Here is a 24,952-nt window from a genome sequence, read left to right as displayed (position 1 = left end):
AATTTCAGCTTACGCTATTTACTCAACTCTTCAATTATTTCATCCACTTTCTCACTCGTGAGGTTCATGTAATATTTCTCACGAATCTGGAAAACCGGTCCCCAGCCGCATGCAGCAAGACATTCCACTTCTTTCAATGTAAAAAGTCCATCCGCTGTCGTCTGTCCGGCGTCGATTCCCAATTTTTGTTTCAAATGTCCGTAAACGTCTTCCCCACCCATCAGGCAGCAAGGACCCGTGCGGCAATATTCGATGACATGCTTGCCAACCGGATCCAGGTGATACATGGTGTAAAAAGTCGCAACTTCATAAACCTCAACGGGTTCCAGGCTTAATAAGCTGGCCACGTGATCCATAACTTCGCTGCTTAACCAGCCCCACTGTTCTTGTGCAACGTGTAAAACAGGCAAAAGAGCCGATTTCTGACGGCCCTCTGGATAACGTGCAATAATCTCTTTTACTTTTTCCTGTCTTTCCGGTGTAAATGCAACCAGATTTGGTGATTCAGTCATTTCTTGAATATTTTTTTAGGCGTCCAGCTCACCTGCAATTACGTTTAAGCTACTCATGGTAAGGATGGCATCAGAAAGCGTACTTCCCTTACACATTTCCGGATAAGCCTGATAATAAATAAAGCTTGGTCTGCGGAAATGCAGTCTGTATGGTGCGCGGCCGCCGTCGCTGATCAGATAAAATCCAAGTTCTCCGTTGCCGCCTTCCACTGCATGATAAACCTCTCCGATCGGAGCATCTATTTCACCCATTACGATTTTGAAATGGTAAATAAGTGCTTCCATGCTTCTGTAAACCTCTTTTTTCGGAGGCAAATAATATTCAGGAGCATCGGCGTAATAAGGTCCTTCCGGAAGATTATTGATCGCTTGTTCGACGATTTTCAAGCTTTGCCACATTTCCTCATTGCGGACCATATAACGGTCATATGTGTCACCGTTCTGGCCAACAGGAATGTCAAATTCAAAATCCTGATAAGAGGAATATGGGTTCATCACCCGCACATCGTAATCAAGACCGGCTGCGCGAAGGTTAGGACCCGTGAAACCATAAGATAACGCGCGTTCCAATGAAATAGGGCCAACATTAATGGTCCGGTCCATGAAAATCCGGTTCCTATTGAGCAGTTTTTCAAGCTCTCTCAGAACAGGCGGGAAGCTTTTGATAAATTCTTTAATCTTACGAATCGCAGTGGACGAAAGATCTCTTTCCATTCCACCGACACGGCCCATATTTGTTGTCAGACGTGCGCCGCAAACCTCTTCGTAAATTTCGTAAACTTCCTCACGCTTTTGCATTACATAAAGGAAACCGGTAAAAGCACCCGTATCCACACCCAAAATGCTGTTGCAGATCAAGTGGTCAGTAATGCGTGCAAGCTCCATCATGATCACGCGAATGTATTGCGCTCTTTTCGGAACTTCAACGCTAAGCAATTTTTCAACCGTCATATGCCATCCCAGATTATTAATCGGGGAAGAGCAATAGTTCATGCGGTCAGTAAGGGTTGTGATTTGGTAAAATGGCCTTCTTTCGGCTATTTTCTCGAATGCACGGTGTATATATCCAATTGTCTGCTCACCAGAAATAATTTTTTCACCATCCATTTTAAGGATGTTCTGAAAAATTCCATGAGTGGCAGGGTGGGTAGGACCCAGGTTAAGCGTAGTCAGTTCCTCAACAAGCTCCGGTAAATCGGCATTGGCGGGAACGTTATGTGGTAACAATTCAATATCTGCCATATCTTACTCAGTATAGGGTCATCGGCCAAAAAGGGCATCTGTTTTATCTTCACGCGTCGCATCTTCCATCGGAAATTCTTTCCTCATTGGAAAATAATCCATCTCCTCAATATTCAGGATCCGTTTCAGGTTCGGATGCCCGTCAAACATGATCCCAAAGAAGTCATAAGTTTCACGTTCCATCCAGTTGGCAGAAGCAAATAAGCCAGTCGCTGTCGGAATGTGAATGTCCGCCTCGGCTAGACTAACTTTTATCCTTACACGGAAATTGTGCACGAAACTGTGCATGTGATATACAACCATAAATTCTTTTCCCGGAGACTCCGGATAATGAATCCCGGTAATGTCCGTCAAAAAGATAAACTGAAAGTTTTTATGATTGTGTAAAAAATCTAAAACTGGAATTATTTCCTCGCGAGAGGTCGAAAGCGTCAGCAGTCCGTAAGGCTCGTCAAAGTCAAAAACCTGATCACCAAATTTTTCCAAAAGCGCTTCGGCTACCTCCTGGTTACTTAGCATAGGGGATTATTGAATGTTATATGATGCTAACAGTTCCTGATATTCGTCTGTATTTCTGCGGCGCAGCTTTTCATTTTGTGCCAAATGCTGAATGTGCATAAGTCCGTCAATGATCTGCTCAGGGCGTGGCGGGCAGCCAGGCACGTAAACGTCAACCGGAATAATGCGGTCAATTCCCTGCAGGACGCTGTAAGTGTCAAAAATACCACCGCTCGATGCGCAAGCGCCAACAGCCATTACCCAACGCGGTTCAGCCATTTGCAAATAAACTTGCTTGACAACCGGCGCCATTTTCTTGGCAATTGTTCCCATAACCATCAGCAAATCTGCCTGGCGAGGAGAAAAGCTCGGACGCTCAGATCCAAATCGGGATATATCGTAGTGTGCACCCATTGTTGCCATGAATTCAATTCCACAGCAAGAGGTTGCAAAAGGAAGTGGCCAGAGCGAATAGCTGCGGGCCAGACCGATGGCTTCATCAAATGAAGTTGCAAAAAAACCAGATCCGCTATGTCCTTGCGGAGCCTCCACAATCGTTACTTCTTTCATAATTTTCCTGTCTTTCAGTTTGTTAATTACTCTTCCCAGTTCAGAACTCCTTTGCGGATCACATAGTAGAATCCGGAAAGCAGCAGCGCCATGAATAATAACATTTCTACAAACCCAAACATTCCTAAGCCTTTGAAATTAACTGCCCAGGGATACATAAAAATCACCTCGACATCAAAAAGAACGAACAGAATGGCAACAAGAAAATATTTTACAGAAATGGGAGTCCTGGCATCGCCAACAGATTCAATACCGCATTCAAACGGATCATCTTTCAGCTTGCTTTTCCGACTGGGGCCAATCATGTGGGTTACAATCATTGTGCCACCGATAAAGCCGGCCGCGAGCAGAAATTGAACCAAAATCGGCAGATAGTCGGAAGGAAGATATGTATTATTCATTGCGTTATTTATTCAATTACAATCTACGAAATCACAGAAGAAATGTTGTATGCGGTTACTTCTTTCCGTTTTCTCAAAATTAGCCTTTGCAAATTTATCAATCAAATTCTTTACTTTATCTTTTCCCTAATTAGTATGATACTAAATAAGCCCCGGATGGCCGGGGCTTATTTGTAAAAAAATGAGGAAAGAAGTGCTTAGCGGATTACAATCTGTTTGGTAAGGCTCTGACCTTGTCCCGTAACGCGCATGATGTATTTTCCCGTTGGAAGATTTCTTACATCAACTTCAATGCGGCTGTTAAGCAACTTTGGCGTTGATGTTTGAATCACTCTTCCGTAAATGTCGAAAAGTGTGATGTAAGCCTCTTCAATGTTATCTCTCGATTCGATGTAAATGAAATTGCCCTGGCTTGGATTTGGGTAAATGACAACCTCGTTTTGTTCGTTGGTTTTAAACTCGCGTGATGCTGTGTCTGAATAACAAGTCAGCAAATCGTTACCAAGGGTGAAAACAACCTGCGCTCTTGTCGAATATTCTCCCGTTTTCAGGATTTTGATAAGGCTTGCAGTTGTATCAGACTCTGTTCCTGGTCTCCGCCACAAAAAACGCTCATTCAAGCCTGTTTCGGCAATAGATGCCGTAATGCTGAATGGACCAGAAGGCTCAATGACCGGCTTGGAAATCTGCGGTCTCACAAGCAAAGACGAGGTTTGTGAATTTTCAGAAACGCAGCCAAAGATGTTGCGACCCTTTACGTAATAATTGCCACTTTCTGCGATCTGCGCCGAAGCACCGGTCGCAATTGCTGTGTTGGATCCTTCTTTGTACCAGCTGTAAATGTCCGTTCCGTCTGCAACCGAGAATTGAAATGAAGAATCAAAGCAGGTTTGCTGCTCGCCTTCCTGCTGAATGGTTGGCTGCACCGGCTTGGCAGCATTATCAAGCACAACAACTGAGGTCAGGATTGAATTTCCGGCATTGTCTTTCACTGTGGCGCGGTAAGTGCCTGGCTCAGAAACTCTGATCGTATTTTCAGTTGAGCCGTTGCTCCACAGGTAAGATGAAAACCCAGTTGGCAAAGAAATAGAAACAGCATTATTCTCTGTAACGCAGCTTGCCGTAATCTCAGGAATTGGCGCCGGGTTAGTTGGTGTAACGGTTGAGAAAAATCTCGCGTCCAGGCTCTCATTCCACGCATTGGCAAGAATCGTCAAAGCTTGTCTCGTGCCCTCAGCATCACGGCCTACGAAGTGCGTTCCGTCTCCACGATTTGGAACCAAGGGATCTGTTTCGGGACCTGGATAAGTTGCATTAAACGGAGTATTTAAAACTTCGTTTTGAGCGGCGACGATTTCTGGATTGATACTTGATGAAATGTTAAAACCGGCAGAAGTTCTGGAAGTTCTGGCGATCACCCACGTGATGCGCTTGTCGCCCGTTTCAGTTCCGAGTCTGTTCATGATGAACTGAAGATTTTCCCGGTAGGACGCAGTTGGCGTGTTGAATAATGCGTCAGTTTCTCCCTGCATCCACAAAACGGCTCTTACGCCATATTGATTGCCGTAATTTCTGGCAGCGATTCTTAGGTTGGCATATGGCATCTGAGGCGGATATACGAACCCGCCGTATTTGTTTTTAGTAGGCAATCCTTTTGCACTGCTCGACCAGTTTTCTATCGAAGTTCCTTCCCAGGCCGTGTTGATAAATAGAACAGGCACATTCAATTTGGCAACCAAAAGATCACCCAACACGCCCCAGCACCATGCAGACTGGCCTCTTGGAGACATAATGCCCAGATCCTGAGCGATTTTTGCAAAAGCAGGCGGTGCAGGATCTGTTAAAAGGTCTCTATCGTCGTTGTTGTAATTAGAAATATACATAACCCGATCATCCTGAGCAGATGGACCCGGGTAATTCCTTAAACCTTGCGCGTTGGATTGTCCAGCGATTATAAAAACTTCTCCTACGCCTAAACGGGAAAGAATGTCCCTCCCAACCACTTTTCCGTCAGAAAGTCCGCGGACTTCAAGCGAATACCAACCGCCCATTAATGTAATGTTACCCTTGAAAACGCCACCCTGTGGAGCGTCCTGCAAAGTTTTCCATGGCGTTTCAATACCCTGTCCCTGAACAACAGGCACCGCCCGCGCTTCAACCTTTTCCATCGGGACTGTGAATGTTCCCGAAACGGTTATTTCTCTCTGACCGGTAATACTTTGTTGATATACAGCCTGAAAAGTGGGTGACGTAATTCTGATTTGCGAAAAAGCTGTTGAGGATATAAGACATATCAACAGCAATGTCTTTGCCACTACCGGAAAAATAATTCTATAACGCATTGGAAATCTTAAACAGGGTAAAAATTTGTATATCTAGACAGAGATGAGTTTAGTTTGGCCGATGAATGCTGGTTCAAAACGGTCACAAATGTAAATGAATATTTTTGCTAAAATATCACTATTCCGTTTTTTTGATTACAAGAAGGAACCGATTATCATTTACTGAACGATAATCAGCTTTTGTGTAGCTGTAAAGGACACCGAAACGATCCGAACAATGTAGATTCCGCTTGATAGTCCCTGAATATTAAAGAATTGCTGGCTATCAAATTTTTTGACTTTAAAGCTTCTGTGGATCTTGCCGCGGCTGTCGATAACCTGCACTTCCGCATCATTCACATTTTGTAATGTTTCAATGGTGATCTTACCATCCGCAACCGGATTCGGATAGGTTACAAAACCTGGATTGGTCAGATCTGCCAAGAAGTTGAATGGATCGGAAAAGTCAGAATAACAGGTCAATGTTGGGCTGTAAACCACTGTATTGTTAACCAGATAAGTTCCGGACCTGATCGCTTTCAGCGTAGCAGTGTTTTCAGTTAAATCATTTCCATTAAATTGCCAAACGTGGTCTCCTGAATTAAGATTGTTTTCAGCGATCAATGTATAAGTTCCAATCTGGCGTATGGTTGGCTTTGTTGGCGTAGGCTTTACGTCAACCGCAATGTTCCTTGAATATGGAGAATAGCAGCCTTGCTCATCCCGCACACGCGCAGCGTAATTTCCTGCCTTATAAGCCTGAATCGTATCGCCCTCCGTCATGGTGTTCCAGAAAAAGCTGTTTCCCATGGAAGCGTGAAGCACGACAAAATCTCCGTCGCAAAAAGTCGTATCACCCAATGCAGTTACAACAGGTGCCGGCGGAAGGGCAAGTGTTTGTGTTGAAATTTGATTGCTAGGATCTGAATAGCATTGAAATTCATTGATCGTTTGCACCGAGAAGTTGCCCGCAGTGGTCACTCTTAATGTTTGGGTAGAAGCGCCATTGCTCCACAAAAATCCGGCAGCTGGGGTTGATTGCAAACTAACGCTTAAATCGGCGCAGAATACGACCGGGCCGTTAGCAGTAATGGTTGGCGTCGGCGGCAACACATTGGCCACCACTTTCACAACTGGTGAAGGCGGGGAAACGCAGCCATTCTGATCACGCGCCGAAATAGTAAAATCACCGGAATTCCTTATTTCAATGTCTCTGCCTGTCTCGCCATTGCTCCACAAATAAGAAAAAGCTTCGCTACTGCGCAATGTTGTGTAGTCGCGAAGACAGAATGTTGTAGGACGAAGTGCGGTAATTGCGGGTGTTCCAGGCAGCGGGTTCACTTTAACGGCAACTTCATCTGATGTAGACTCGCAGCCGTTTGAATCACGTTGTTTAAGCGTAAAATTGCCTGTTTGATTAATAGTGATCGCCTTCGTTGTGGCAGCATTGCTCCAGATATTTCCGTTGTCGTAATTGGAAGTCATGGTAATGTTTTCACCCTCGCAAAAAGTTGGATTACCACTTAATGCAATGACCGGTTTCTGAGGCAAAGCATTCACCTTAACATTAACGGGCTCGGAATCAGGAGAGTAACAGCCTACTTCATCCAATGCTCTTACGCGATATTCTCCGGAGGATTTGACAACAATGGTTCCGGTATTTCCGCCATTAGACCAAACATTCTTCATTTTAGAATCAGAAGTAAGGCTAACCTCGCCGCCATCACAAAATTCAAGCAATCCGGATGCCGTAATTTTTGGCGTTGGAGGAAGCGGAGCGGTTGAAACCGTCATATTTACTTTGTCAGACGTGGCTTCGCAGCCGTAAACATTTTTGGTAGAAACAAAATATTCTCCGCCAGTCGTAATGTTAATGCGATCACTCGTTGAGCCATTATTCCAGCGAATATTTTCTGAGGTGCTGGATACTAATGTTGCAGAATTGCCCAAACAAACCGGGTTACTTCCTTCCAGCTGAATGGTTGGTCGGTTAGGCTGAATGTTTTCGTTAATCCTGATGTCAGGTGAAAAAACATAACGGCCCTTTCCATCGCGGGCGGTTACCTGATAAGTTCCGTTGCCAACTTGCGCTGTATTTGAGTTTGAGCCGTTGTTCCAGCTAAATTGTGAATAACCATCGTTGGTGTCGGCAGTAAGATTTAAATTGCCGTTTTCCAGCACAGGCGGCCGAAACTTTAATGGGTCTGGTGCCCTGGTAGGGATTGGAATTATTGAAGAAATTGTCATTTAATTGCTGCGCCCACGCCTCGCTCAGCTGTCTAATGCCATCGTCTCTGAAATGGACTCCCTCTCCATCCGTACGCGGGATCTGGATCAAATCCGTATTCGGTCCCTGAAATACACTTGGGACATTGTTGATAACCCGTTGCTGCGCATCCGTAACACGTGATGATGAACCGATTCGGTTGTCATAAGAAGTGATTGACACAACCCAGGACATGTTTTCACCGGCGTCATTTCTGCTTTGTTCAATAACCCTTTTCAGATCATTAAAATAAGAATCTGAACCTGTTGTTGCGTAATTATCGGATTCGCCCTGCTGCCATAAAACCGCCCGTAAGCCGGTAATTGGAGTCAGACGCTGGATAACACTTCGCAAATTACCATATGGCATTCTATCCGGTTGAAAGTTAACACCGGCAGCATATACGGATTTTGCGGTTCCGTCGATACTTTCCCGCCAGTTCCTTACCGCAGTTCCTGTCCAGCCAACATTATAAAATAACACCGGAACGCCAAGCCTGCTAACAAGCTGATCTCCAAGTCGTCCCCAGCTCCATGAAGAATTTCCTCTCGGCATTATCTTCGATTCGCCATCCAGGTGACTGAATGATGGGTGTACGTCATATGTCTCAGGGCCAGAAGAATTGTAAAGTCTGTTGATGGTGCTTACACGGTCGTCTTGCGCACCCTGCGCACCCACATTTGCAAAGCCCTCTGCATTGGATTGTCCGGCGATAATGAACACTTCGCCGATACCAACATGGTCAACACGGTAAGAACCTATTTGCTGATCACCGTTGAATGAGCGGACTTCCAGGGAATACCATCCTCCCTCCGCATTAAAGCTGTGCGTGTAGAAACCACCCGGAGTTACATCGACATTGGACCAGTCAATACTTTTACCCTGTCCATTGATAGCTTCGAGTTTTGCCTCGATTCTGGTAGTAACTCTTGTGTAGGTTCCGGACACATATAGGTTAGCACGATTGCCTTTATCACGTTGAAAAACGGCACGATCGGTCGGAAAATCGATACTGATTTGTGCAGAAGAGGTTAACGAGAGAAAAATTAATCCTACCCAGAAAATGTATGGTAGATAGTGTTTCATGAGTAACGGAAATACATTAGAATAACTCCTTGGACACACAATATGCACCAAATGGTTGCCTGTTTCAAGAAAATATTATTTTACGGATAACGGCAAATTGATGGCTTCCCATACCTGATCTTTCAATTGTTCAATTCCTTCTTGAGTAATTGCAGAAATGAAGATGCTGGGTATGTTAGCAGGGATTTGCGCTTTGAGGGATGTACGTTCTTCGTCGGAGAGAACGTCAATTTTGGAGATCGCGAGCAGGCGATTTTTGTCTAGGAGGGAAGGATTGTATATTCTGAGCTCTTGCAGCAAGGTCTCGTATTCAGCGTTAATGTCTTCACTATCAGCTGGCACCATGAACAGCAGGATGGAGTTACGTTCTATATGACGTAAGAAACGCAGGCCCAAACCTTTCCCTTGTGATGCCCCTTCAATAATTCCCGGAATGTCCGCCATAACGAACGATTTGTAATCTCTGTAAGACACCACGCCAAGATTAGGCACGAGCGTAGTAAACGGATAGTCTGCGATCTCAGGACGTGCTGCGGAAACGACCGAAAGTAACGTCGATTTACCCGCATTAGGGAATCCAACTAATCCTACATCAGCAAGCACCTTCAATTCCAGGATTACCCAAGCTTCTAGGCCAGCTTCTCCTGTTTGTGCATGCTGCGGTGTCTGATTGGTTGCAGATTTGAAATGGTCATTGCCCATCCCACCTCGACCGCCTTTTAATAAAATGACTTCCTGGCCGTCTTCTGTGATTTCAAAAAGTTCTTCACCGGTTTCCGCATTTTTGGCAATTGTTCCAAGCGGAACTTCCAGAATAATGTCTTTACCAATGGCACCCGAACGCCTTCCGCCTTCTCCGCCTTTTCCGTCAAATGCTTTGACGTGCTTCGTGTATTTGAGATGGAGCAGCGTCCACAATTGTGAATTGCCTTTAAGGATTACGTGACCGCCCCGACCGCCGTCTCCGCCGTCAGGTCCGCCTTTTTCAACGTGTTTTTCACGTCTGAAATGCAGTGAACCCGCGCCGCCGGAACCCGAGCGAACGTTAATTTTTACGTAATCAATAAAGTTGGAAGATGCCATGTGTATAGTGAACGGGTGAGTAATTAAATGGTAACCTTAGAAATCGCGTCGTTGATTTCTTCAAAAATAAAATCTATTTCGCCGATGCCGTCAATAGCAATAAACTTGCCCTGGGCCTGGTAATAGTCTGCAACTGGTTTTGTCTTACTGTTATATTCCTGGATCCTTTTGCTGATCAGCGCTTCGTTCTGGTCATCAGGACGTCCGGAGGTCTTTCCACGGTTAAGCAAACGAGCAAGTAGTTCATTATCGTCTACAACGAGTGCAATCATTACCGAAATACTTTCGTCATACCTGGCCAAAAGTGCATCCAAAGCCTCAGATTGCTTTACGGTTCTCGGGAATCCGTCGAAGATAAATCCCGCCGCATTTGTATGCTCTCTCAGCTTGTTGTCGATCATTCCGATCACCACCTCGTCGGGAACCAAAATGCCCTGATCCATCAAAGTTTTGGCTTGTAATCCCAATTCAGTGCCAGCCTGAATCTCAGATCTCAACAGGTCTCCGGTTGAAAGGTGTATTAGTTTGTACTTCGCAATGATGTTTTCACTTTGAGTGCCTTTGCCTGCACCTGGAGGGCCAAACAGTATAAGATTCAGCATAGTCGCAAAAAAAATTGATGTCGCGGTGGAAAGGAGTTTTTCGGCAAATTTACAATTCTAAACAAATGCCAGCCTAATTGTTAGTAGTATTTTTACAATAAAAAATCCTCCTGATTGCTTATAATCAAGAGGACTCCTTCAAAAATTTAGCATAAATCAGGGAATTACGACCCTTTTGACGGCTCCGTCTTCGTTTTGAACCACGGTCACAAAAACGGTTCCTTTCGTATTTTTCTTTAACTCGATCTGCCCTACAAATTCGCCTTCAAAGTCTTTAATGTCCCTTTTTCCAATTTCTTTTCCTTTTGTATCTGTTAGAATTACTGAAACATCGCCTTTTTGGGGAACACTAAAACGCAGGTTAAGCACGCCATTATCCGGATTGTTGGTGTAAGCATTGAGTGAGCGCACGCTGGCAGGTTTCGCAACTTCTTTATTCCACAAATCACCCATTTCGTTTCCGAAAGTTTCCATGTCCCGCATGAGCATTTTCGTTTTCGGCCTCCATTCATTTTCAAAAGTCTTCAACTGCTTGCGAAGATTCTCCGTGTTAAATTCAAAATCATTGGCAATATCACCTTTCCAATGATAGGCAAGCGGTTCGCGGTCATCGCGGTGGTCAATGATTACATCGCGGCGTTTTCTTGCAATCACAGCATCATCACCGTCATCAATCGTTACTGACACCGTCTGATTTTTCTTTTTATCAATGCCCAGTGAGTCCAGGACTTTATCCACAAATTTATCCCGCTCATCATCGGTCATCGCTCCCACGCGGTAACTCCGCTCAATATTCTGCGTCCTGCCGTTTTTATCTTCGGCAACCTTAATGCGGATCGTCGCCTTTTCAGCGGGTTTTTCGGGCTTGTCTTTCTGAGCCAGCACAAGCGTTGCCGACGTGCTCGTCAGCAACATTGATAACATTAATTTGTAGAAAAAAGATGTCTTCATTTTGAGATTAGGTTATGTGTATGAATGAATTACAAAAGTATTGGAAGCATTTTTTGAAGGGTGTTAAATTTTGTTAAAAACAAGATTGCCCGGATCGCATGCGTTAAATTTGTTTTCAAGGTGAATGTCGGTGAATCCATCCCATAAGTTGCACCGGCGAATTGAAATTTATGACAAAGCGGAAAATTCAAATAATTGTCGGTTTGATGTGCCTTGCGCTCATTGGTTTAATCGGGTTTCAATGGTATTGGATCCGGGAAGCCATCGCGATCCGCAATGAGCAGTTCAACCAGAAGGTTTCAGAATCCGTGCAGGAAGTGGTGCATCGCCTCGAAAAGCAGGAAATGATGTATTTGCTCCAAAGACGGATTGAAACGGAGCAGCAGAAAAGCAAGCTTAACCGCATTACGCAATTGCAGAATATGCCATTTAAGCGGACCAGTGAGCAAAAGCGCAAGCCTGTCCGGGAAGCGGCTCCAAAAAGCCAGCCCAGAATGGAGATCGCCATAGGGCCGAACGGAGAGGAAATACATTATCAGATCATTACAGAGGCTGTTCCCACGGATGTGCTAAGTCCCAATTTCCGGGTTATGGTGGAGCACCAGCAGCAGATCATGGAAGAATTTTTTCAGGCGCAGCAATATGGAGCCGCAGGCATTGACGAATTCATGCGTCGCCGACTGGAAGACGAAAAGCGCCTTGGTAATGCATTCAGAGGCATTAATGAAACGCAGGGAAAGAATGGGAACGAGGGCATTAATGGTGATTCCAGCTCAAAAGGAGTGGCAAACCGTCAGGTTGCGCTTCCTAACAATTCCAAAAATGGCAAAAGAAACCGCGCAGTAATCAGTGAAGCCGAGCCGGACCGTGCTTCGCTCCTTAAGGAAGTGATGAAAGATTTTATTTATACAAAAAGGCCCATTGAGCAGCGTGTAAACAGGTTTTTGTTGGATACACTTTTGAAAAAAGAGCTGATTGAAAATGGCATTTCGCTGCCTTATGAGTTTGCAGTGGGCGGCCGGTCTGATAACAGCCTCATTTTCTCAACGGCAAGCATGCGACCAAGAGAATGGGAAGAAAAATCTTATAAAGCTTCCCTGTTCCCGAGTGAGACGGTCGATGCACCCAATTCCCTTTATGTGTTTTTTCCGGATCAGCAGAAATACATCCTCAGCAACATGGGCGTCATGTTTGGCGGCTCAGGCATCCTGATCATTGTCATCATGGCTTGTTTCTACATGGCCGTAACCACGATCTTACGCCAGAAAAAACTGTCGGACATTAAGAATGATTTTATCAATAACATGACCCACGAATTCAAAACGCCTATTTCTACCATTGCTTTGGCAGCAGAAATGGCGCAGGAAAATTCAGCTGCAATTCCGCAGGCAGGGCATGGCTCCCGGCTTGAGCGTTATCTGGGCATCATTCGTGAGGAAAATAAGCGACTAGGCACGCATGTCGAAAAAGTTTTGCAAATGGCGCTTTTGGACAAAGGTCATGTGAAGCTGAAAATCAGTGAAGCCGACATTCACGATCTGATTGGAAAAGCGCTGAACGCCCAGAGTGTTCAGATTGAGCAAAGAGAAGGGGAAGTGGATCTGGATTTTGAAGCAACGCATGAGATCGTCGCGGGCGATGAACTGCACATTTCCAATATTCTGAACAACCTCATCGACAACGCCATCAAATATTCTCCTGACAAGCTGCACATTCAGATTAAGACCTGGAATGAGAACAATGGCATTAACATTGCGATTTCAGACCAGGGAATTGGGATGAACCGTGAGCAGCTGCATCGGATCTTTGACACGTTTTACCGCGTTCCTACTGGTAATGTTCACGATGTGAAAGGGTTCGGACTGGGGCTTAGCTATGTTAAAAAAATGGTTGAAGCCCATGAGGGCACGGTTCTGGTGCAAAGCAAACCGGGCGAAGGAAGCACATTTACAGTCTGGCTTCCCGTCAGCAAAGAGGAACAAATAGTTTAGAAATTTCGTCTGCAAAGCCTAACTTGCCATCTTTTTAGGATGACCAACCGTGGTTTGCGGTAAATTTCAGATTATACAATGATTTCCAAAACATATGCCCCCCAGGAGATAGAGGATAAATGGTATTCTTACTGGATTGACAACAAGTTTTTCAATTCAAAACCAAATCCTGATAAGGAACCTTACTCGATCGTAATTCCTCCTCCCAACGTCACGGGCGTGCTGCATATGGGGCATATGCTCAATAATACAATTCAGGATATTCTTGTTCGCAAAGCGCGGATGGAAGGCAAGGAAGCATGCTGGGTTCCCGGCACCGACCACGCCTCCATTGCAACCGAAGCGAAAGTTGTCGCGATGCTTAAAGAGCGCGGCATCAACAAGCGCGACCTCACACGCGAAGAATTTTTGGAATATTGCTGGGAATGGACTCACAAATATGGCGGCATTATCCTCAAACAATTACGCAAACTGGGCGCTTCCTGCGACTGGGACCGCACGCGCTTCACGATGGAGCCGGATCTTTACGACTCGGTAATCGACGTTTTTATTGACTTATATAATAAAGGTGAGATTTACCGCGGTCACAGAATGGTGAACTGGGATCCGCAGGCGCGCACGACCGTTTCTGACGAAGAAGTAATTATGAAAGAGGTGAACCAGAAATTGGTTTACCTGAAATATCCTTTGGTTGATGAAATCGGCGAGGCGCTGACAGACGAGGCGATCATTATTGCCACGACGCGTCCGGAAACCATTATGGCCGATGTGGCGATTTGCGTGAACCCGCATGATGAGCGTTACAAGCATTTGATCGGAAAGCAAGTTTCTATTCCATTGATCAACCGCGCGATCCCGATTATTGCGGATGAATATGTTGAAATGGATTTCGGAACAGGCTGTCTGAAAGTAACGCCTGCACATGATACGAACGATTACGTGCTGGGTAAAAGACACGATCTGCCCATCATTGATCTGCTGAATGAAGATGGCACATTGAATGAGAAAGCGCAGATTTTAGTCGGTGAAGATCGTTTTGTTGCGCGCAAAAAGATCATTAAGCTCCTTGAAGAGTCAGGAAATCTGATTAAAACGGAAGAATATAAATCAAATGTCGGCCATTCGGAGCGGACGAATGTGGTGATCGAGCCGCGGATTTCTGAGCAATGGTTCCTGAAAATGGACCGCATCAGCAAGCCTGCTTTGGATAATGTGATGGATGACACCATTCAGCTCATCCCGCCGAAATTCAAAAATACGTATCGTCACTGGATGGAAAATGTTCACGACTGGAACATTAGCCGTCAGCTTTGGTGGGGACACCGCATTCCTGCTTATTATCTCAATGACGGAACGGTTATCATTGCGAAATCAAAACGGGAAGCATTGCATAAAGCGCAGCATGAATATCAATTATTCGCGCTGACGGAAGAAGACATTACGCAAGATCCGGATGTTTTGGACACCTGGTTTTCCGCATGGTTATGGCCGATCACCGTTTTCAACGGCATTAAGGATCCAGATAATGCGGATATTAATTACTATTATCCTACTAATGACCTGGTTACAGCACCTGAGATTCTTTTCTTCTGGGTTGCGCGGATGATCATTTCAGGATATGAGTATAAAGGTCAATATCCTTTTAAAAACGTCTATTTGACGGGAATTGTAAGGGATAAGCAAGGCAGAAAAATGTCTAAATCGCTTGGTAACTCGCCCGATCCGATCGATCTGATCGATCAATATGGTGCAGACAGCATTCGTACGGGCATGCTTTTCAGCTCACAAGCGGGCAATGACCTTCCTTATGACGACAAGCTGGTTGAGCAGGGAAGGAATTTTGGAAATAAAATTTGGAATGCTTTCCGGTTGGTTAAAGGATTTCAGGTTGCTGAAAATGAAGTGAGCCTTCCGCAGCCGGACGGTTCAAAACTGGCGATCCACTGGTTTGAAAGTAAATTGAACCAGACATTGGCAGAAGTTCAGGACCATTTTTCAAAATTCCGTATTTCTGATGCGCTGAACTCCGTTTACAAATTGATATGGGATGATTTCTGCGCGCAATATCTGGAAATGATCAAGCCGGGATTTGAACAGCCGATCGACAAGCAGACCTACGATGCAACACTAGAATTTTTCGATCGGTTAATGCGTCTTTTGCACCCGTTCATGCCATTTATATCGGAAGAAATTTGGCAAAATATCATTGAAAGAAAGCCAAATGATTCGATCTGCATTGCACCATTCCCGCAAGCTGAAAGTGTTGATAACCAGCTTTTAAATGATTTTGAAGTGCTTTTTGAAGTCATTTCTTCCATTCGCAATTTGAGGAATGCAAAAAATATTAGCCCTAAAATCGCACTTCCACTTGCAATCCGGACCGATTCGCAAAATCGCTATGCCGCATTGGAACCATTGATCCAAAAACTGGCCAATGTTGAAAAGATCAGTTATGTGACGGGAGAAGCAGAAGGAACCGCATTCAGGGTGAAGTCTGATGAGTTTTTTGTGAATCTGGCAGACGAGATCGACGTTGAAACGGAACGCGAAAACTTGCAGCGCGAACTCGAATATACACAAGGTTTCCTTGATTCTGTGATCAAGAAATTGTCCAACGAACGCTTCGTTCAAAATGCAAAAGGGGACATCGTCGAGAAGGAGCGCCAGAAGCAAGCGGATGCCGAAGCGAAGCTGGAAACGCTGAAAGAAGCACTTGCGAGGTTGGGTTAGTGCTAGTTTTCGTACCTTTGCGCCATGCAGACTACGCAAAACAATTTTGAGCAATTCAAGCTTAACCGTCAATTACTCAACGCAATTGAAGAGGCCGGCTACACCGAGCCAACGCCAATTCAGGAACAAGCGATTCCGCTGGCGCTTGCCGGACAGGATATTCTGGGCATTGCCCAAACAGGAACAGGAAAGACAGCAGCCTATACATTACCGCTTTTAATGCGGATCAAATATGCCCAGGGGATGCATGCCCGGGCTTTAATTATGGCGCCGACGCGTGAGTTGGCGATGCAGATTTCGGAAGCAATCGCGCAACTGAGCAAATACACTGACATTCGTACGGTTGTTTTGTTCGGCGGCGTCGGAACGAAAGCGCAGATAGAAGCCATTCGAAATGGGGTTGACATTATCGTTGCCACGCCAGGCAGGTTTATGGACCTTTATTTTCAGGAAGAGGTGATTGTCAAAAACCTCAATGTAATGATCCTGGACGAAGCCGATAAAATGATGGATATGGGCTTTATGCCGCAAATCCGAAAACTGCTCGAAATCATTCCTACAAAGCGGCAGAATATGCTTTTTTCGGCAACGTTCTCAGATAAGGTCGAAAGACTTTCTTTTGAATTTCTCGAATTTCCCACACGTATAGAAGTCACTCCACAGGCCACAACGGCCGAAATGGTTTCCCAATCGCTTTATGAATTGCCCAATTTCCGCACAAAAATTAATCTGCTGACGCATTTGCTCAAAGATCGTGAGGCATTTAACCGTGTGTTGATCTTTACGAGAAGTCGCAAAGTGGCCGGTCTCGTTCACCAGAATTTATTGAACAATGTGGTCCGCGAGGATGAGCTGAAAGTCATTCACGCCAACAAAGGACAGAATACGCGGACGAATGCAATGGAAGCATTCAAAGAAGGCTCTGTGCGGGTTATGGTGGCAACGGACGTGGTCGCGAGAGGGATCGACATTACGGAAGTGAGCCATGTTATCAACTTTGATGTGCCTCTGATTTACGAAGATTATGTGCACCGCATCGGGCGCACCGGACGTGCAAACCGCATTGGTCAGGCGATCACTTTTATGACGATGGCCGATGAATATCACATTCGAAAAATAGAAAAAATGATCCGGATGGAAATCCCCCGACTGGAACTTCCTGAGGATCTTGAAATTGCTCCAACCCCTGTCAGCGAGCGCCAGGACATGCTTCGGGAGATCGATAACCAGAAAAGGAGAGAAGATCCGACCTTTCTGGGAGCCTTCCATGAGAAGAAAAATGTGTATCGTCCGGCTAGCAAGACGACCGCAAAAGGCGGGCAAAATCGACGGAATTCTTCGGGAAGAAGTAAACGCAGATAATGCAATACAATCTCAATAAATCCGTTTAACTTGAACAATAGAAAACCTGTTTCTCTATTAAAGTTACTATGAAAGAATCTGTTGTTATTTGGCTTGCTATTCTTATTCCAGTCTTTGGCTTTGCTCAAAACACCCATCTCGCGAGCGCAGCGCCAACCACAGATACGAATCTTGCCCAAAAAAGACCGTTGGATTTAAAAGAAAGACGCGTCTTGCCATTGTTTGGAGAAGTAAGTAAAACCTCTGAGCAAATAGATGAAGAAATCCGGTTTCTAAGCGAGTGCGATAAGTCTTTCACGAGCCGTGCTGAGGCAAGCAGTTTTTTCACTGCCCGCGCATGGGAATATCTGCAGGAAGGTTCTTTGGACACAGCATGTTACCGTTTCAATCTGGCTCATCTGCTCAATGACAAAAATGTAGAAACTTACTGGGGCCTTGGTGTGATTTCATATCAGCGTGAAAACTGGGTTGACGCAAAACGCATGCTGAGCCGTGGAATAAGTCTTCAGGGTGAAAATGTGCCGTTATTAGTTGATTTATCGACCGTTGATTTAAAGCTTTACGCCATTTCGAGCCGTAAGGAGGAACTGGACGAAGCCGCTGAGCTGCTCAACCGTGCCACTGCATTGGATTCCACTTATGCATTAGGGCAATACAATCTGGCATTGCTGCATTACAATCTGAATGATCTTGATAAATCCTGGGAGCATTTGCATAAAGGACGTGCACTGGATTTCAACCAAATGAATCTTGACTTTGTTGAACTTCTTAAAGCAAAAAAACCTGATCCGCAAGGTTTCTTCAAATAAGATCAGCCGCTTTTCCTTCTTGTAACTAACAACTCAGATTACTTCGCTAGTAAAATTCTGCCGGTTCGCACATCGAAAGGCTCTTTCTGACTGTTTATCAAAAAGACTTTATAAGTAAAAATTCCTGACGTGCTTTGCGTTGGTAACCAAGTCCACTCATTGGTTAAGGACCACATTGGGAATGAGATGGTTTTATCTTCAACGACATTTCCCTTTTGGTTAAAAATCAAATATCTGACTGATTTCAGGTCAGACTGCTTTGCTGATTTAAGCTCAAATCGCAAATAATATGATGCCGGATTGGGGCTTACCACTAGTTCAGCGGCCTTATCATCCTGATCACTCACCTCAAAACGTAGCCGGTAAGGCTCAGCAACTGCATTGCTGCTCAGATCTCTTGCATTGACTAAAAGTTCATAATGACCTGTTTCAAGTTTTGTTAAATATTTCACTAGCAAACTATTAATTCCTGTGGAGTCTACGACAATGTCGTTTTTTGAATAACTAACTGCTTCAAAATCGCAGTCGTTGTTATTGCATCGCTTGATGAAAATGTCAATGAGCGTCGTGTCTGGCAAGAGTGGCTTGTCATCCGATAAGCGAAGTGTAATTTCCGGATTAGGCCCGATTACTTCATCTGCTTTAAGTAATCTGCCGTTGAAAGTTACGTTGAGCAGCGGAGCTATCATGTCTTCATTTTCAACCGGGTCTATGATGTTCGGTTTATCAACAAACCGCAGCTTTAATGCAGGATCGCCTTGCAGGACGGTTTGGTGCACGTTGGCGATGCTGTAAGGGTCTTTATCGTTTGCTATAATGTCATTTGCGACCGCAAGATGAATCTTGCCGATAGACAAATCGGCCGTCTTTGAGTCCGTAAATATGTGGTGATAAAGGCGCTGTAAATACTTGGAGCCCGGGCTGACGTGGCTTTCGAAAGAGTTGGCGATAATTGCAATGGCTCCTCTGTCCGGTGCCAGTATCCAGTCAAGCGACAGAGAAATCCGGTCACTGGATTTTGGCTTTGGATTGGCTTTGCCGTTAAATACATTGCCTACGCCGCATCCATTAAAGTACATCAAAGGATATTTATACGGATTTTTATAGCCTCTTGGCGCATCCGTAATAAACCCAATGTCGAGATCCGTCACCCAGTTAGAGCCGTGACCAAAAAAGGTGATAAGCCCCACGCCGGCGTTTACATCTGCCGTAATGTTGACCGGCTCGGTTTCACCCATTGCTTTCTGCTTCACATATTGCTTCACTTTTCCCTGAACCAATCCGCCCGTAACAACCGGCACCAGCGACTCCAAACTTTGTCGCAGCTGTGTGATTTCACCGACCGTTTTTCCACCATTCAGATGCAGCACATTTTTCTTCCAGCTCGTATCTTCCGCGCGGTCATGCTCGTAATCTTTTACTTTTTGCAAATAGTCTAAAATGCTCTGATTGTTCAATGCGGCAAGTCGTCCGACCGGAATTGCGGGGACATTCGAAGGAGCGCCTGCCAGACCTTCGACAAGCAATGCATCGGATGCGGGAAAACCGATCGTGGGCACTTCGTTAGGCAATTCCCGCTTCATTCTTTCATTAAATGTAATCGACTGACCGATCAGGAAAAGATACTTGTTCTTTCCTCCTTCTGTAAGCATATAAGACATGAATCGCTTAATCGCAACGGGACTTGGCTCGCCATAATTGAATTGATTATAAATGTCCTGAATGGTCGCGATCACTGGCTTAAAACCGCCGCCTGCGGGAGATGAGCGATATTCCGAAAACCTGGATGCGCCACTTCGAAGGCTGTCGGTTGTGATAATGATGTAATTGGGTTCCTTAGGGGCGAATGCTTTGAAATTTACTGCTGCAATTTTTTGAGGAGCAACATTAACGAACGCATTCGCGGCGAAGAAAACTTGTTGCTTCGTTCCTTTCTCGGAATCATCAAATTTTCCGGCATGCCTTTGATCAAAACAGGTTGGTCCGGATCTGAAACATCAAGCATTGTGAAGCCAGCCGATGCGTTTTTTATCGCAACCCTGCTCCACGATTCTTTTACAGGATCAAATCTCAATGTTTTGCCAGAGCCTTTGTCTAAATTTATTAACTGCGGATATTCCGTTGATAAGTAAGTCACGGAAAATCTTTCAAGACGATCTTTGATAACGGACTTAAATGCTAAAATTCCGTTCTGGTTCACGTCCATATCTTCTGCTTTGAGCTCAAATGTGTATTTCTGCGCGTCGAAACCAGAACTTTGAAGCACATGCACCAGACGCAAAGACGCCTTATTTTTCCCGACATACACTTCAATCTTTCGCTCATTTCCACTTCTGCCGTGAACCATTAAATGCAGTAATGACTTTTGCACATTACCCGCAAAATGTTCCAATTTGAAATCTCTGAAAATTAACGAATCTGCTTTAATAATTGGCCCCGTTTTGCTGGCTCCCGACTCGAAGAAACTATTCATAATCAAAGGCTTGATTGCGCTCATTGTGCTCAGCGAATAGGATTCTGAATATTGCGTCACTGTGATTTCCTTATGAAATGTGAGTACAGGAATTTGATTATTAGCAGGTTGTTCGACAATTTTTGTTCTCATGCCTGCCTCGCTACCAACAGTCAGAAAATAGGAACCTTCATCCGAATACATGCTGAAATACGGGTTAGTGCGGGCGCTCATGGGCCTGTACAACAGCGAATCACTCGCACCATCATTGGTTACAGCATAAAAAGCAATCTCGTTATTCGCCGTGCTGACAATGGCAACTTGCTTTCCTCTTCTCCACAGTTGAAGTTTGTCTGGAGAATTTGTCGGAAAGCTTTTAGGCAAAGACGAAAACGGGATGCGATGTAAACCTTTTTCGGTTATCCCGATTTTTACGTAAGGCTTACCATAGCGAATCCAATTATTCGCATATGGAGCACTCCATTGTGCAAGGGCTGCAATTTGAAACAGCAGTGCACCGAAGAAAATGAAAACTGATAAAGACTCTTTTTTTAAGCGCATGTATTGAGAAACAGAGGAATTGCACACTGCTGCAAATAATGCGATCAATCAATTAATCGGCCCAATCCAATGAATTAACGGCTTGGCATCGATTATTTAAAGGCGAAATGTCTTGGGCCAAATGCAAAAAAGCACACGACGAATCGCCGGGTGCTTTTCAAAATGAAATCAAAAAATTACTTGAAGAAGAAGCCGGTTGGCGCGACATTCACTTTAACCGAGTCAACCAATGTGCCGTCTGCACGGTAACGCACTGCATAGCCAGCCTGCGCATAAGAAGGCGTAACACCCGCGTAGATCAAACCTTGCGATGGGTCCACTGCCAGGCCTGAGAAAAGGCGTTTGATAAATGGCGTTGTAACATTGATTTGCGCATCATTAATGCCAAATCTGTAAGTTTCTCCGTGCGACACATAATTTGCGTCGCTATATGATAATGTGAAGAAAACACTTCTGCGGTCGGCGCTGAATGCGAAATTTCCAGCCGATTTGCTTGCGTCGGCACCCATTGTTAATGATGCTTCAGAAGCGTAAGTGTCAGGATTAATGCGGATGGCTAAAATGCCGTCATTTACCCAAAGTTTCCCATTCGCATCGATGCCGATTGGTGTCGGAGCGTTTGTGAAAGTGATGGTTTTTTCGACTGTGTCAGTGGATGTGTTAATCACAGAAAGTGTGTTCCCCATTCCGTAAGAAATCGTCCCCACAAACAGTTTTCCATTATTAAATACGAGCGTTTCAGGTCCAGACGCGATGTCGATCTTTTTGGTGATTTTGTTGCTAATCAGGTCAATTACAGCAACGTAACCTGTTTTATAAGCATATCCTTCGTTGGTTCCCCAGCATGAAACATAGGCTTTATTGTTTGGCCCAAAAACCACTTCGCGCGGGTTTTCAATGTCCGGTGCACCGATGGATGCAATCGTTTTGAATGTATTGCTGTTAACAATTTCGATCTTGTCCAGTCCGGCTGCTGAATTGTCAACCAGCACGATCCCGACTTCACCAGCGGCAGCATAACCTTGCACGCCACCTTTCAAAGCAGTCCCGTTTGCCGTGGAATATATGTCAGCCTGTGCAGTGGTTTGTTCTCTGGTAAAGAATGAAATTGCGCCGTTATTTTGAGAGAAATTCCCTTCATTGATCACAAAAACGCCCTGAATAAAATCGCCTTTCGGAGCCGGATCGCTTTGATTACATGACCATGCAAAAAAGGATAATGCTGTAAATGCTGCTAATCTGGATAACTGTTTTTTCATTTTTTGTTTTATTAATTGTAAACATTTAGCTTCCTAAACCGCCTGAAAGTTCTTACAAAACCTTTATTCGGCCGCAGGAAGGGAATTGTAACTCAAAATTAAGCTCAGCGCAAAGCTTCTGCCGGGCATTGCATTGTTTCTTACATTTAAATAGAACGTGTTTGCGAGATTATTGATCTGCGCCTGCACCCGCATTTTTGCTATCGCAGAAACAAAAGTATACTCAGCCAGCAGATTTGACAGCGTGTAACCCGCTAAATATTGTGAATTATCGAATGTGCTGTAACGCTTGCTAAGCGTCTGAACCTGTCCGGTCAAGCGGGCATTTTTATATTGCAAAAATGCGTTAACATTGCCGGAATGCATCGGCACAAAAACAAGTTGCTTCCCGATAATGTCTGAGGAATAAGCGTCGTAAGCCTTTTCCTGCGAGCTTTTATTCAACGCATAATTTGCATTTAAACCCGCTTTCCAGGCAGCAACCTGATATTTCCACCCAAGCTGCACTTCAAGTCCGCGTGCCAAAACCTGCTGCAAATTTTCAACATGATAGGCGCGTGAAGGATTCCAGTAAGTCCAGTCTTTAATGCGGTTATGATAGGCGGTTATTGTCGCTGAAATGGAGTGGTTGCCTGGCAAAACAGCATGTTGTTCAAGCCCAATTTCTTTGTTCCAACCACTTTCCGGTCTGATATCCGGATTGCCCATATCTTTCCAATAACGCTCATTCAATGTTGGAACCCGGTAACTGCGACCGTAAGAGCCTTTTATTTTCAAAAGATAACCGGTGTTTTGCACCAATAAATATTCAGCGCCCAGCGACGGCGTAAATGGTGGATTAAAACCCGTCACAAAAGCCTGTCGCAGATTGGCAGAGATCAGCAGACGCTTTGTGGCTTGTAACCGGCTGAGTAAGAAGAGATCACCTCGGTTTTCAGTGAGCAAACCGGCTTCATAACCCGCCACTCGTGCCCGGTAATGTGTCCACTCGCCGCCCGCTTTGATCTGTAATTTGCCAAACTCAAAATCACGCTCCGCACGATTGGAAAACTTGTCGGTAACCGCATGGTCCCATTGGCTGTAATCTCCTTTAGCATAATCAATTATATCCCTGACCCATGCAGAGCGCAATGTTAAAAACTTGTAATTATAACGCAGCATTGTGCGGTAAGCCTCTGTCAATGTAAGCTCGCGTCCGGCCTGATCGTCGGGTGTGAGTGTAAGCCGGTTGCGGGTGAGCCACACGTGGGCGGAAATCTGGTGATCGTTTTTTGAGGTGAAAAACAAATCCTGCACAAGCCCGCGCTGGAAAGAATTCGCAGGAAGCAAAGCATATTGTCTACGCTCCGAGTAAGGAAAATGATTATTCATGCGGCCGTCATATGCACTGGTTTTTCCTGAAAAATTCCAGTTAGCATTGATGGGAGCTGCATAACTTGCTGTAAACTGCGTCTGATGGTTGTTAAAGCTTTCTTGTTGCCTGCCCAATGTTACGCTAAGGGCTTCCCTGGTCGGCGCGCTGCCTAATAGAATGCTTCCGCCAACCGCATCGGAACCCACAATGCTTGCAGAGGAACCATATTGAACAGATAATTGATCAAATCCGGCGACGGGAATAGTTGAAAAATCGGTTTGGCCCAAAATAGGCGAATTAATGTTCAACCCATTCCATAAAACAGCCGTGTGATTGGCAGATGTTCCACGGAAAGAAGCCGTATTCAGCTGGCCAGGGCCGTAATTTTTAAATGCAATGGGCGTGTAAAACGAAAGCAGGTCACTGATATTCTGGAAGCGGAATTGAATGAGTGCTGCCGAATCGATCTTCTGGATTTTAAGGCCGCTCATGAATTTTTCAGGAACAAAACCTTTCACAATAACAGGATCCAAACGGATGCTATCTTGCTGGGCGACAAGGATTTTTGGAATAAAAAGCCATGACACAATGGTCAAAATCATGAAAAATCTTCGATCAACGATCACCTGAGCTGATATGAATTGGCGTTTCACTTTTGTCTTTCCTCCGAAAACAAACATGTGAATTTTTTCTGGCAGGTCTCCTGGCTTGTCTTATTAATCCGCGGCCTTCCCGTTTAAAATACAGTGGCACTGGGGGTTGGATCAAAAAATTTGCAGACTTACAGTTGCGGGGACAGCTTCCGGATAAACGGAATTCCCTATTAAGCCTTATTGTTGCATTGAAGCAGCGTATGGCGCCAAAGTTGCAAAGGTAGGGAATTGAAGGGACTTTCGACTGTG

Annotated in this window: 19 protein-coding genes and 1 riboswitch; of the genes, 4 read left to right on the top strand and 15 right to left on the bottom strand. The window is 44.9% G+C overall.

The window, feature by feature from the left end:
* Positions 1-14 precede the first annotated feature (14 nt).
* The 11 genes from nuoE to AC0IYG_RS03720 form a co-directional block, all read right to left on the bottom strand.
* Positions 15-512, bottom strand: coding sequence for an NADH-quinone oxidoreductase subunit NuoE (nuoE, locus tag AC0IYG_RS03770; protein ID WP_471709695.1), 498 nt, complete (start codon positions 510-512; stop codon positions 15-17).
* Between the two features lie 15 nt (positions 513-527).
* The gene (gene nuoD, locus AC0IYG_RS03765) at positions 528-1,754 is read right to left on the bottom strand and encodes an NADH dehydrogenase (quinone) subunit D (RefSeq protein ID WP_471709694.1); all 1,227 of its coding nucleotides are present in this window, start codon (positions 1,752-1,754) and stop codon (positions 528-530) included.
* An 18-nt stretch (positions 1,755-1,772) separates the two neighbouring features.
* Entirely contained in the window at positions 1,773-2,273 is a 501-nt protein-coding gene (locus tag AC0IYG_RS03760) for an NADH-quinone oxidoreductase subunit C (protein WP_471709693.1), read from the bottom strand.
* Between the two features lie 6 nt (positions 2,274-2,279).
* A complete protein-coding gene (locus tag AC0IYG_RS03755; protein WP_082217317.1) occupies positions 2,280-2,822 on the bottom strand; it encodes an NADH-quinone oxidoreductase subunit B in 543 nt (180 codons plus the stop codon).
* A gap of 26 nt (positions 2,823-2,848) precedes the next feature.
* A complete protein-coding gene (locus tag AC0IYG_RS03750; RefSeq protein ID WP_471709692.1) occupies positions 2,849-3,223 on the bottom strand; it encodes an NADH-quinone oxidoreductase subunit A in 375 nt (124 codons plus the stop codon).
* Between the two features lie 197 nt (positions 3,224-3,420).
* Positions 3,421-5,391 (bottom strand): T9SS type A sorting domain-containing protein, encoded by a 1,971-nt coding sequence (locus tag AC0IYG_RS03745; RefSeq protein ID WP_471709691.1) that lies wholly within the window; start codon positions 5,389-5,391, stop codon positions 3,421-3,423.
* A 333-nt stretch (positions 5,392-5,724) separates the two neighbouring features.
* Positions 5,725-7,725: a T9SS type A sorting domain-containing protein gene (locus AC0IYG_RS03740; RefSeq protein ID WP_471709690.1), complete on the bottom strand. Its 2,001-nt coding sequence runs from the start codon at positions 7,723-7,725 to the stop codon at positions 5,725-5,727.
* Positions 7,664-8,896, bottom strand: a complete 1,233-nt coding sequence (locus AC0IYG_RS03735) for a sialate O-acetylesterase (RefSeq protein WP_471709689.1) — start codon at positions 8,894-8,896, stop codon at positions 7,664-7,666. Before AC0IYG_RS03735 ends, AC0IYG_RS03740 begins: the two co-directional genes overlap by 62 nt.
* A 75-nt stretch (positions 8,897-8,971) precedes the next feature.
* Entirely contained in the window at positions 8,972-9,979 is a 1,008-nt protein-coding gene (gene obgE / locus AC0IYG_RS03730) for a GTPase ObgE (protein ID WP_471709688.1), read from the bottom strand.
* 23 nt (positions 9,980-10,002) lie between these two features.
* Positions 10,003-10,581 carry an adenylate kinase gene (locus tag AC0IYG_RS03725; RefSeq protein WP_471709687.1) on the bottom strand — a complete coding sequence of 193 codons (579 nt, stop codon included), beginning with the start codon at positions 10,579-10,581 and terminating at the stop codon, positions 10,003-10,005.
* A gap of 156 nt (positions 10,582-10,737) precedes the next feature.
* Positions 10,738-11,532 carry a T9SS type A sorting domain-containing protein gene (locus tag AC0IYG_RS03720; RefSeq protein WP_471709686.1) on the bottom strand — a complete coding sequence of 265 codons (795 nt, stop codon included), beginning with the start codon at positions 11,530-11,532 and terminating at the stop codon, positions 10,738-10,740.
* Between the two features lie 170 nt (positions 11,533-11,702).
* On the opposite strand from AC0IYG_RS03720, the gene AC0IYG_RS03715 reads away from it, so the two are divergent.
* The 4 genes from AC0IYG_RS03715 (at position 11,703) to AC0IYG_RS03700 (ending at position 18,424) form a co-directional block, all read left to right on the top strand.
* Positions 11,703-13,523 carry a sensor histidine kinase gene (locus AC0IYG_RS03715; RefSeq protein ID WP_471709684.1) on the top strand — a complete coding sequence of 607 codons (1,821 nt, stop codon included), beginning with the start codon at positions 11,703-11,705 and terminating at the stop codon, positions 13,521-13,523.
* A gap of 78 nt (positions 13,524-13,601) precedes the next feature.
* The gene (locus AC0IYG_RS03710) at positions 13,602-16,253 is read left to right on the top strand and encodes a valine--tRNA ligase (protein WP_471709683.1); all 2,652 of its coding nucleotides are present in this window, start codon (positions 13,602-13,604) and stop codon (positions 16,251-16,253) included.
* 24 nt (positions 16,254-16,277) lie between these two features.
* Positions 16,278-17,615: a DEAD/DEAH box helicase gene (locus AC0IYG_RS03705; protein ID WP_471709682.1), complete on the top strand. Its 1,338-nt coding sequence runs from the start codon at positions 16,278-16,280 to the stop codon at positions 17,613-17,615.
* 68 nt (positions 17,616-17,683) lie between these two features.
* Positions 17,684-18,424, top strand: coding sequence for a tetratricopeptide repeat protein (locus AC0IYG_RS03700; protein WP_471709681.1), 741 nt, complete (start codon positions 17,684-17,686; stop codon positions 18,422-18,424).
* A 38-nt stretch (positions 18,425-18,462) separates the two neighbouring features.
* Here the strand turns inward: AC0IYG_RS03700 and porU2 are convergent, their stop codons facing one another.
* From porU2 to AC0IYG_RS03680, 4 genes are all read right to left on the bottom strand, one after another.
* On the bottom strand, positions 18,463-20,295 hold the full coding sequence (gene porU2 / locus AC0IYG_RS03695; RefSeq protein WP_471709769.1) for a putative type IX secretion system sortase PorU2: 1,833 nt from the start codon (positions 20,293-20,295) through the stop codon (positions 18,463-18,465).
* Complete coding sequence (locus tag AC0IYG_RS03690; RefSeq protein WP_471709680.1) at positions 20,283-21,437, bottom strand: hypothetical protein; 1,155 nt, start codon at positions 21,435-21,437, stop codon at positions 20,283-20,285. Before AC0IYG_RS03690 ends, porU2 begins: the two co-directional genes overlap by 13 nt.
* A gap of 176 nt (positions 21,438-21,613) precedes the next feature.
* Positions 21,614-22,696 carry a YncE family protein gene (locus AC0IYG_RS03685; protein WP_471709679.1) on the bottom strand — a complete coding sequence of 361 codons (1,083 nt, stop codon included), beginning with the start codon at positions 22,694-22,696 and terminating at the stop codon, positions 21,614-21,616.
* A gap of 63 nt (positions 22,697-22,759) precedes the next feature.
* A complete protein-coding gene (locus AC0IYG_RS03680) occupies positions 22,760-24,730 on the bottom strand; it encodes a TonB-dependent receptor plug domain-containing protein (RefSeq protein WP_471709678.1) in 1,971 nt (656 codons plus the stop codon).
* A riboswitch (cobalamin riboswitch) is annotated at positions 24,727-24,929 on the bottom strand. (Overlaps the previous gene by 4 nt.)
* Between the last annotated feature and the right edge of the window lie 23 nt (positions 24,930-24,952).

This window comes from Dyadobacter sp. AC419 (assembly GCF_979253085.1).
Note: the sequence above shows the minus strand (reverse complement) of the source record. Positions and strands in the feature narration are given on the sequence as shown.

Excerpts from the sequence above, each read along its gene's own strand:
- nuoE (WP_471709695.1), bottom strand. The coding sequence starts at position 512 with ATGACTGAATCACCAAATCTGGTTGCATTTACACCGGAAAGACAGGAA.
- nuoD (WP_471709694.1), bottom strand. The coding sequence starts at position 1,754 with ATGGCAGATATTGAATTGTTACCACATAACGTTCCCGCCAATGCCGAT.
- AC0IYG_RS03760 (WP_471709693.1), bottom strand. The coding sequence starts at position 2,273 with ATGCTAAGTAACCAGGAGGTAGCCGAAGCGCTTTTGGAAAAATTTGGT.
- AC0IYG_RS03755 (WP_082217317.1), bottom strand. The coding sequence starts at position 2,822 with ATGAAAGAAGTAACGATTGTGGAGGCTCCGCAAGGACATAGCGGATCT.
- AC0IYG_RS03750 (WP_471709692.1), bottom strand. The coding sequence starts at position 3,223 with ATGAATAATACATATCTTCCTTCCGACTATCTGCCGATTTTGGTTCAA.
- AC0IYG_RS03745 (WP_471709691.1), bottom strand. The coding sequence starts at position 5,391 with ATGGAAAAGGTTGAAGCGCGGGCGGTGCCTGTTGTTCAGGGACAGGGT.
- AC0IYG_RS03735 (WP_471709689.1), bottom strand. The coding sequence starts at position 8,896 with ATGAAACACTATCTACCATACATTTTCTGGGTAGGATTAATTTTTCTC.
- obgE (WP_471709688.1), bottom strand. The coding sequence starts at position 9,979 with ATGGCATCTTCCAACTTTATTGATTACGTAAAAATTAACGTTCGCTCG.
- AC0IYG_RS03725 (WP_471709687.1), bottom strand. The coding sequence starts at position 10,581 with ATGCTGAATCTTATACTGTTTGGCCCTCCAGGTGCAGGCAAAGGCACT.
- AC0IYG_RS03720 (WP_471709686.1), bottom strand. The coding sequence starts at position 11,532 with ATGAAGACATCTTTTTTCTACAAATTAATGTTATCAATGTTGCTGACG.
- AC0IYG_RS03715 (WP_471709684.1), top strand. The coding sequence starts at position 11,703 with ATGACAAAGCGGAAAATTCAAATAATTGTCGGTTTGATGTGCCTTGCG.
- AC0IYG_RS03710 (WP_471709683.1), top strand. The coding sequence starts at position 13,602 with ATGATTTCCAAAACATATGCCCCCCAGGAGATAGAGGATAAATGGTAT.
- AC0IYG_RS03705 (WP_471709682.1), top strand. The coding sequence starts at position 16,278 with ATGCAGACTACGCAAAACAATTTTGAGCAATTCAAGCTTAACCGTCAA.
- AC0IYG_RS03700 (WP_471709681.1), top strand. The coding sequence starts at position 17,684 with ATGAAAGAATCTGTTGTTATTTGGCTTGCTATTCTTATTCCAGTCTTT.
- AC0IYG_RS03690 (WP_471709680.1), bottom strand. The coding sequence starts at position 21,437 with ATGCGCTTAAAAAAAGAGTCTTTATCAGTTTTCATTTTCTTCGGTGCA.
- AC0IYG_RS03685 (WP_471709679.1), bottom strand. The coding sequence starts at position 22,696 with ATGAAAAAACAGTTATCCAGATTAGCAGCATTTACAGCATTATCCTTT.
- AC0IYG_RS03680 (WP_471709678.1), bottom strand. The coding sequence starts at position 24,730 with ATGTTTGTTTTCGGAGGAAAGACAAAAGTGAAACGCCAATTCATATCA.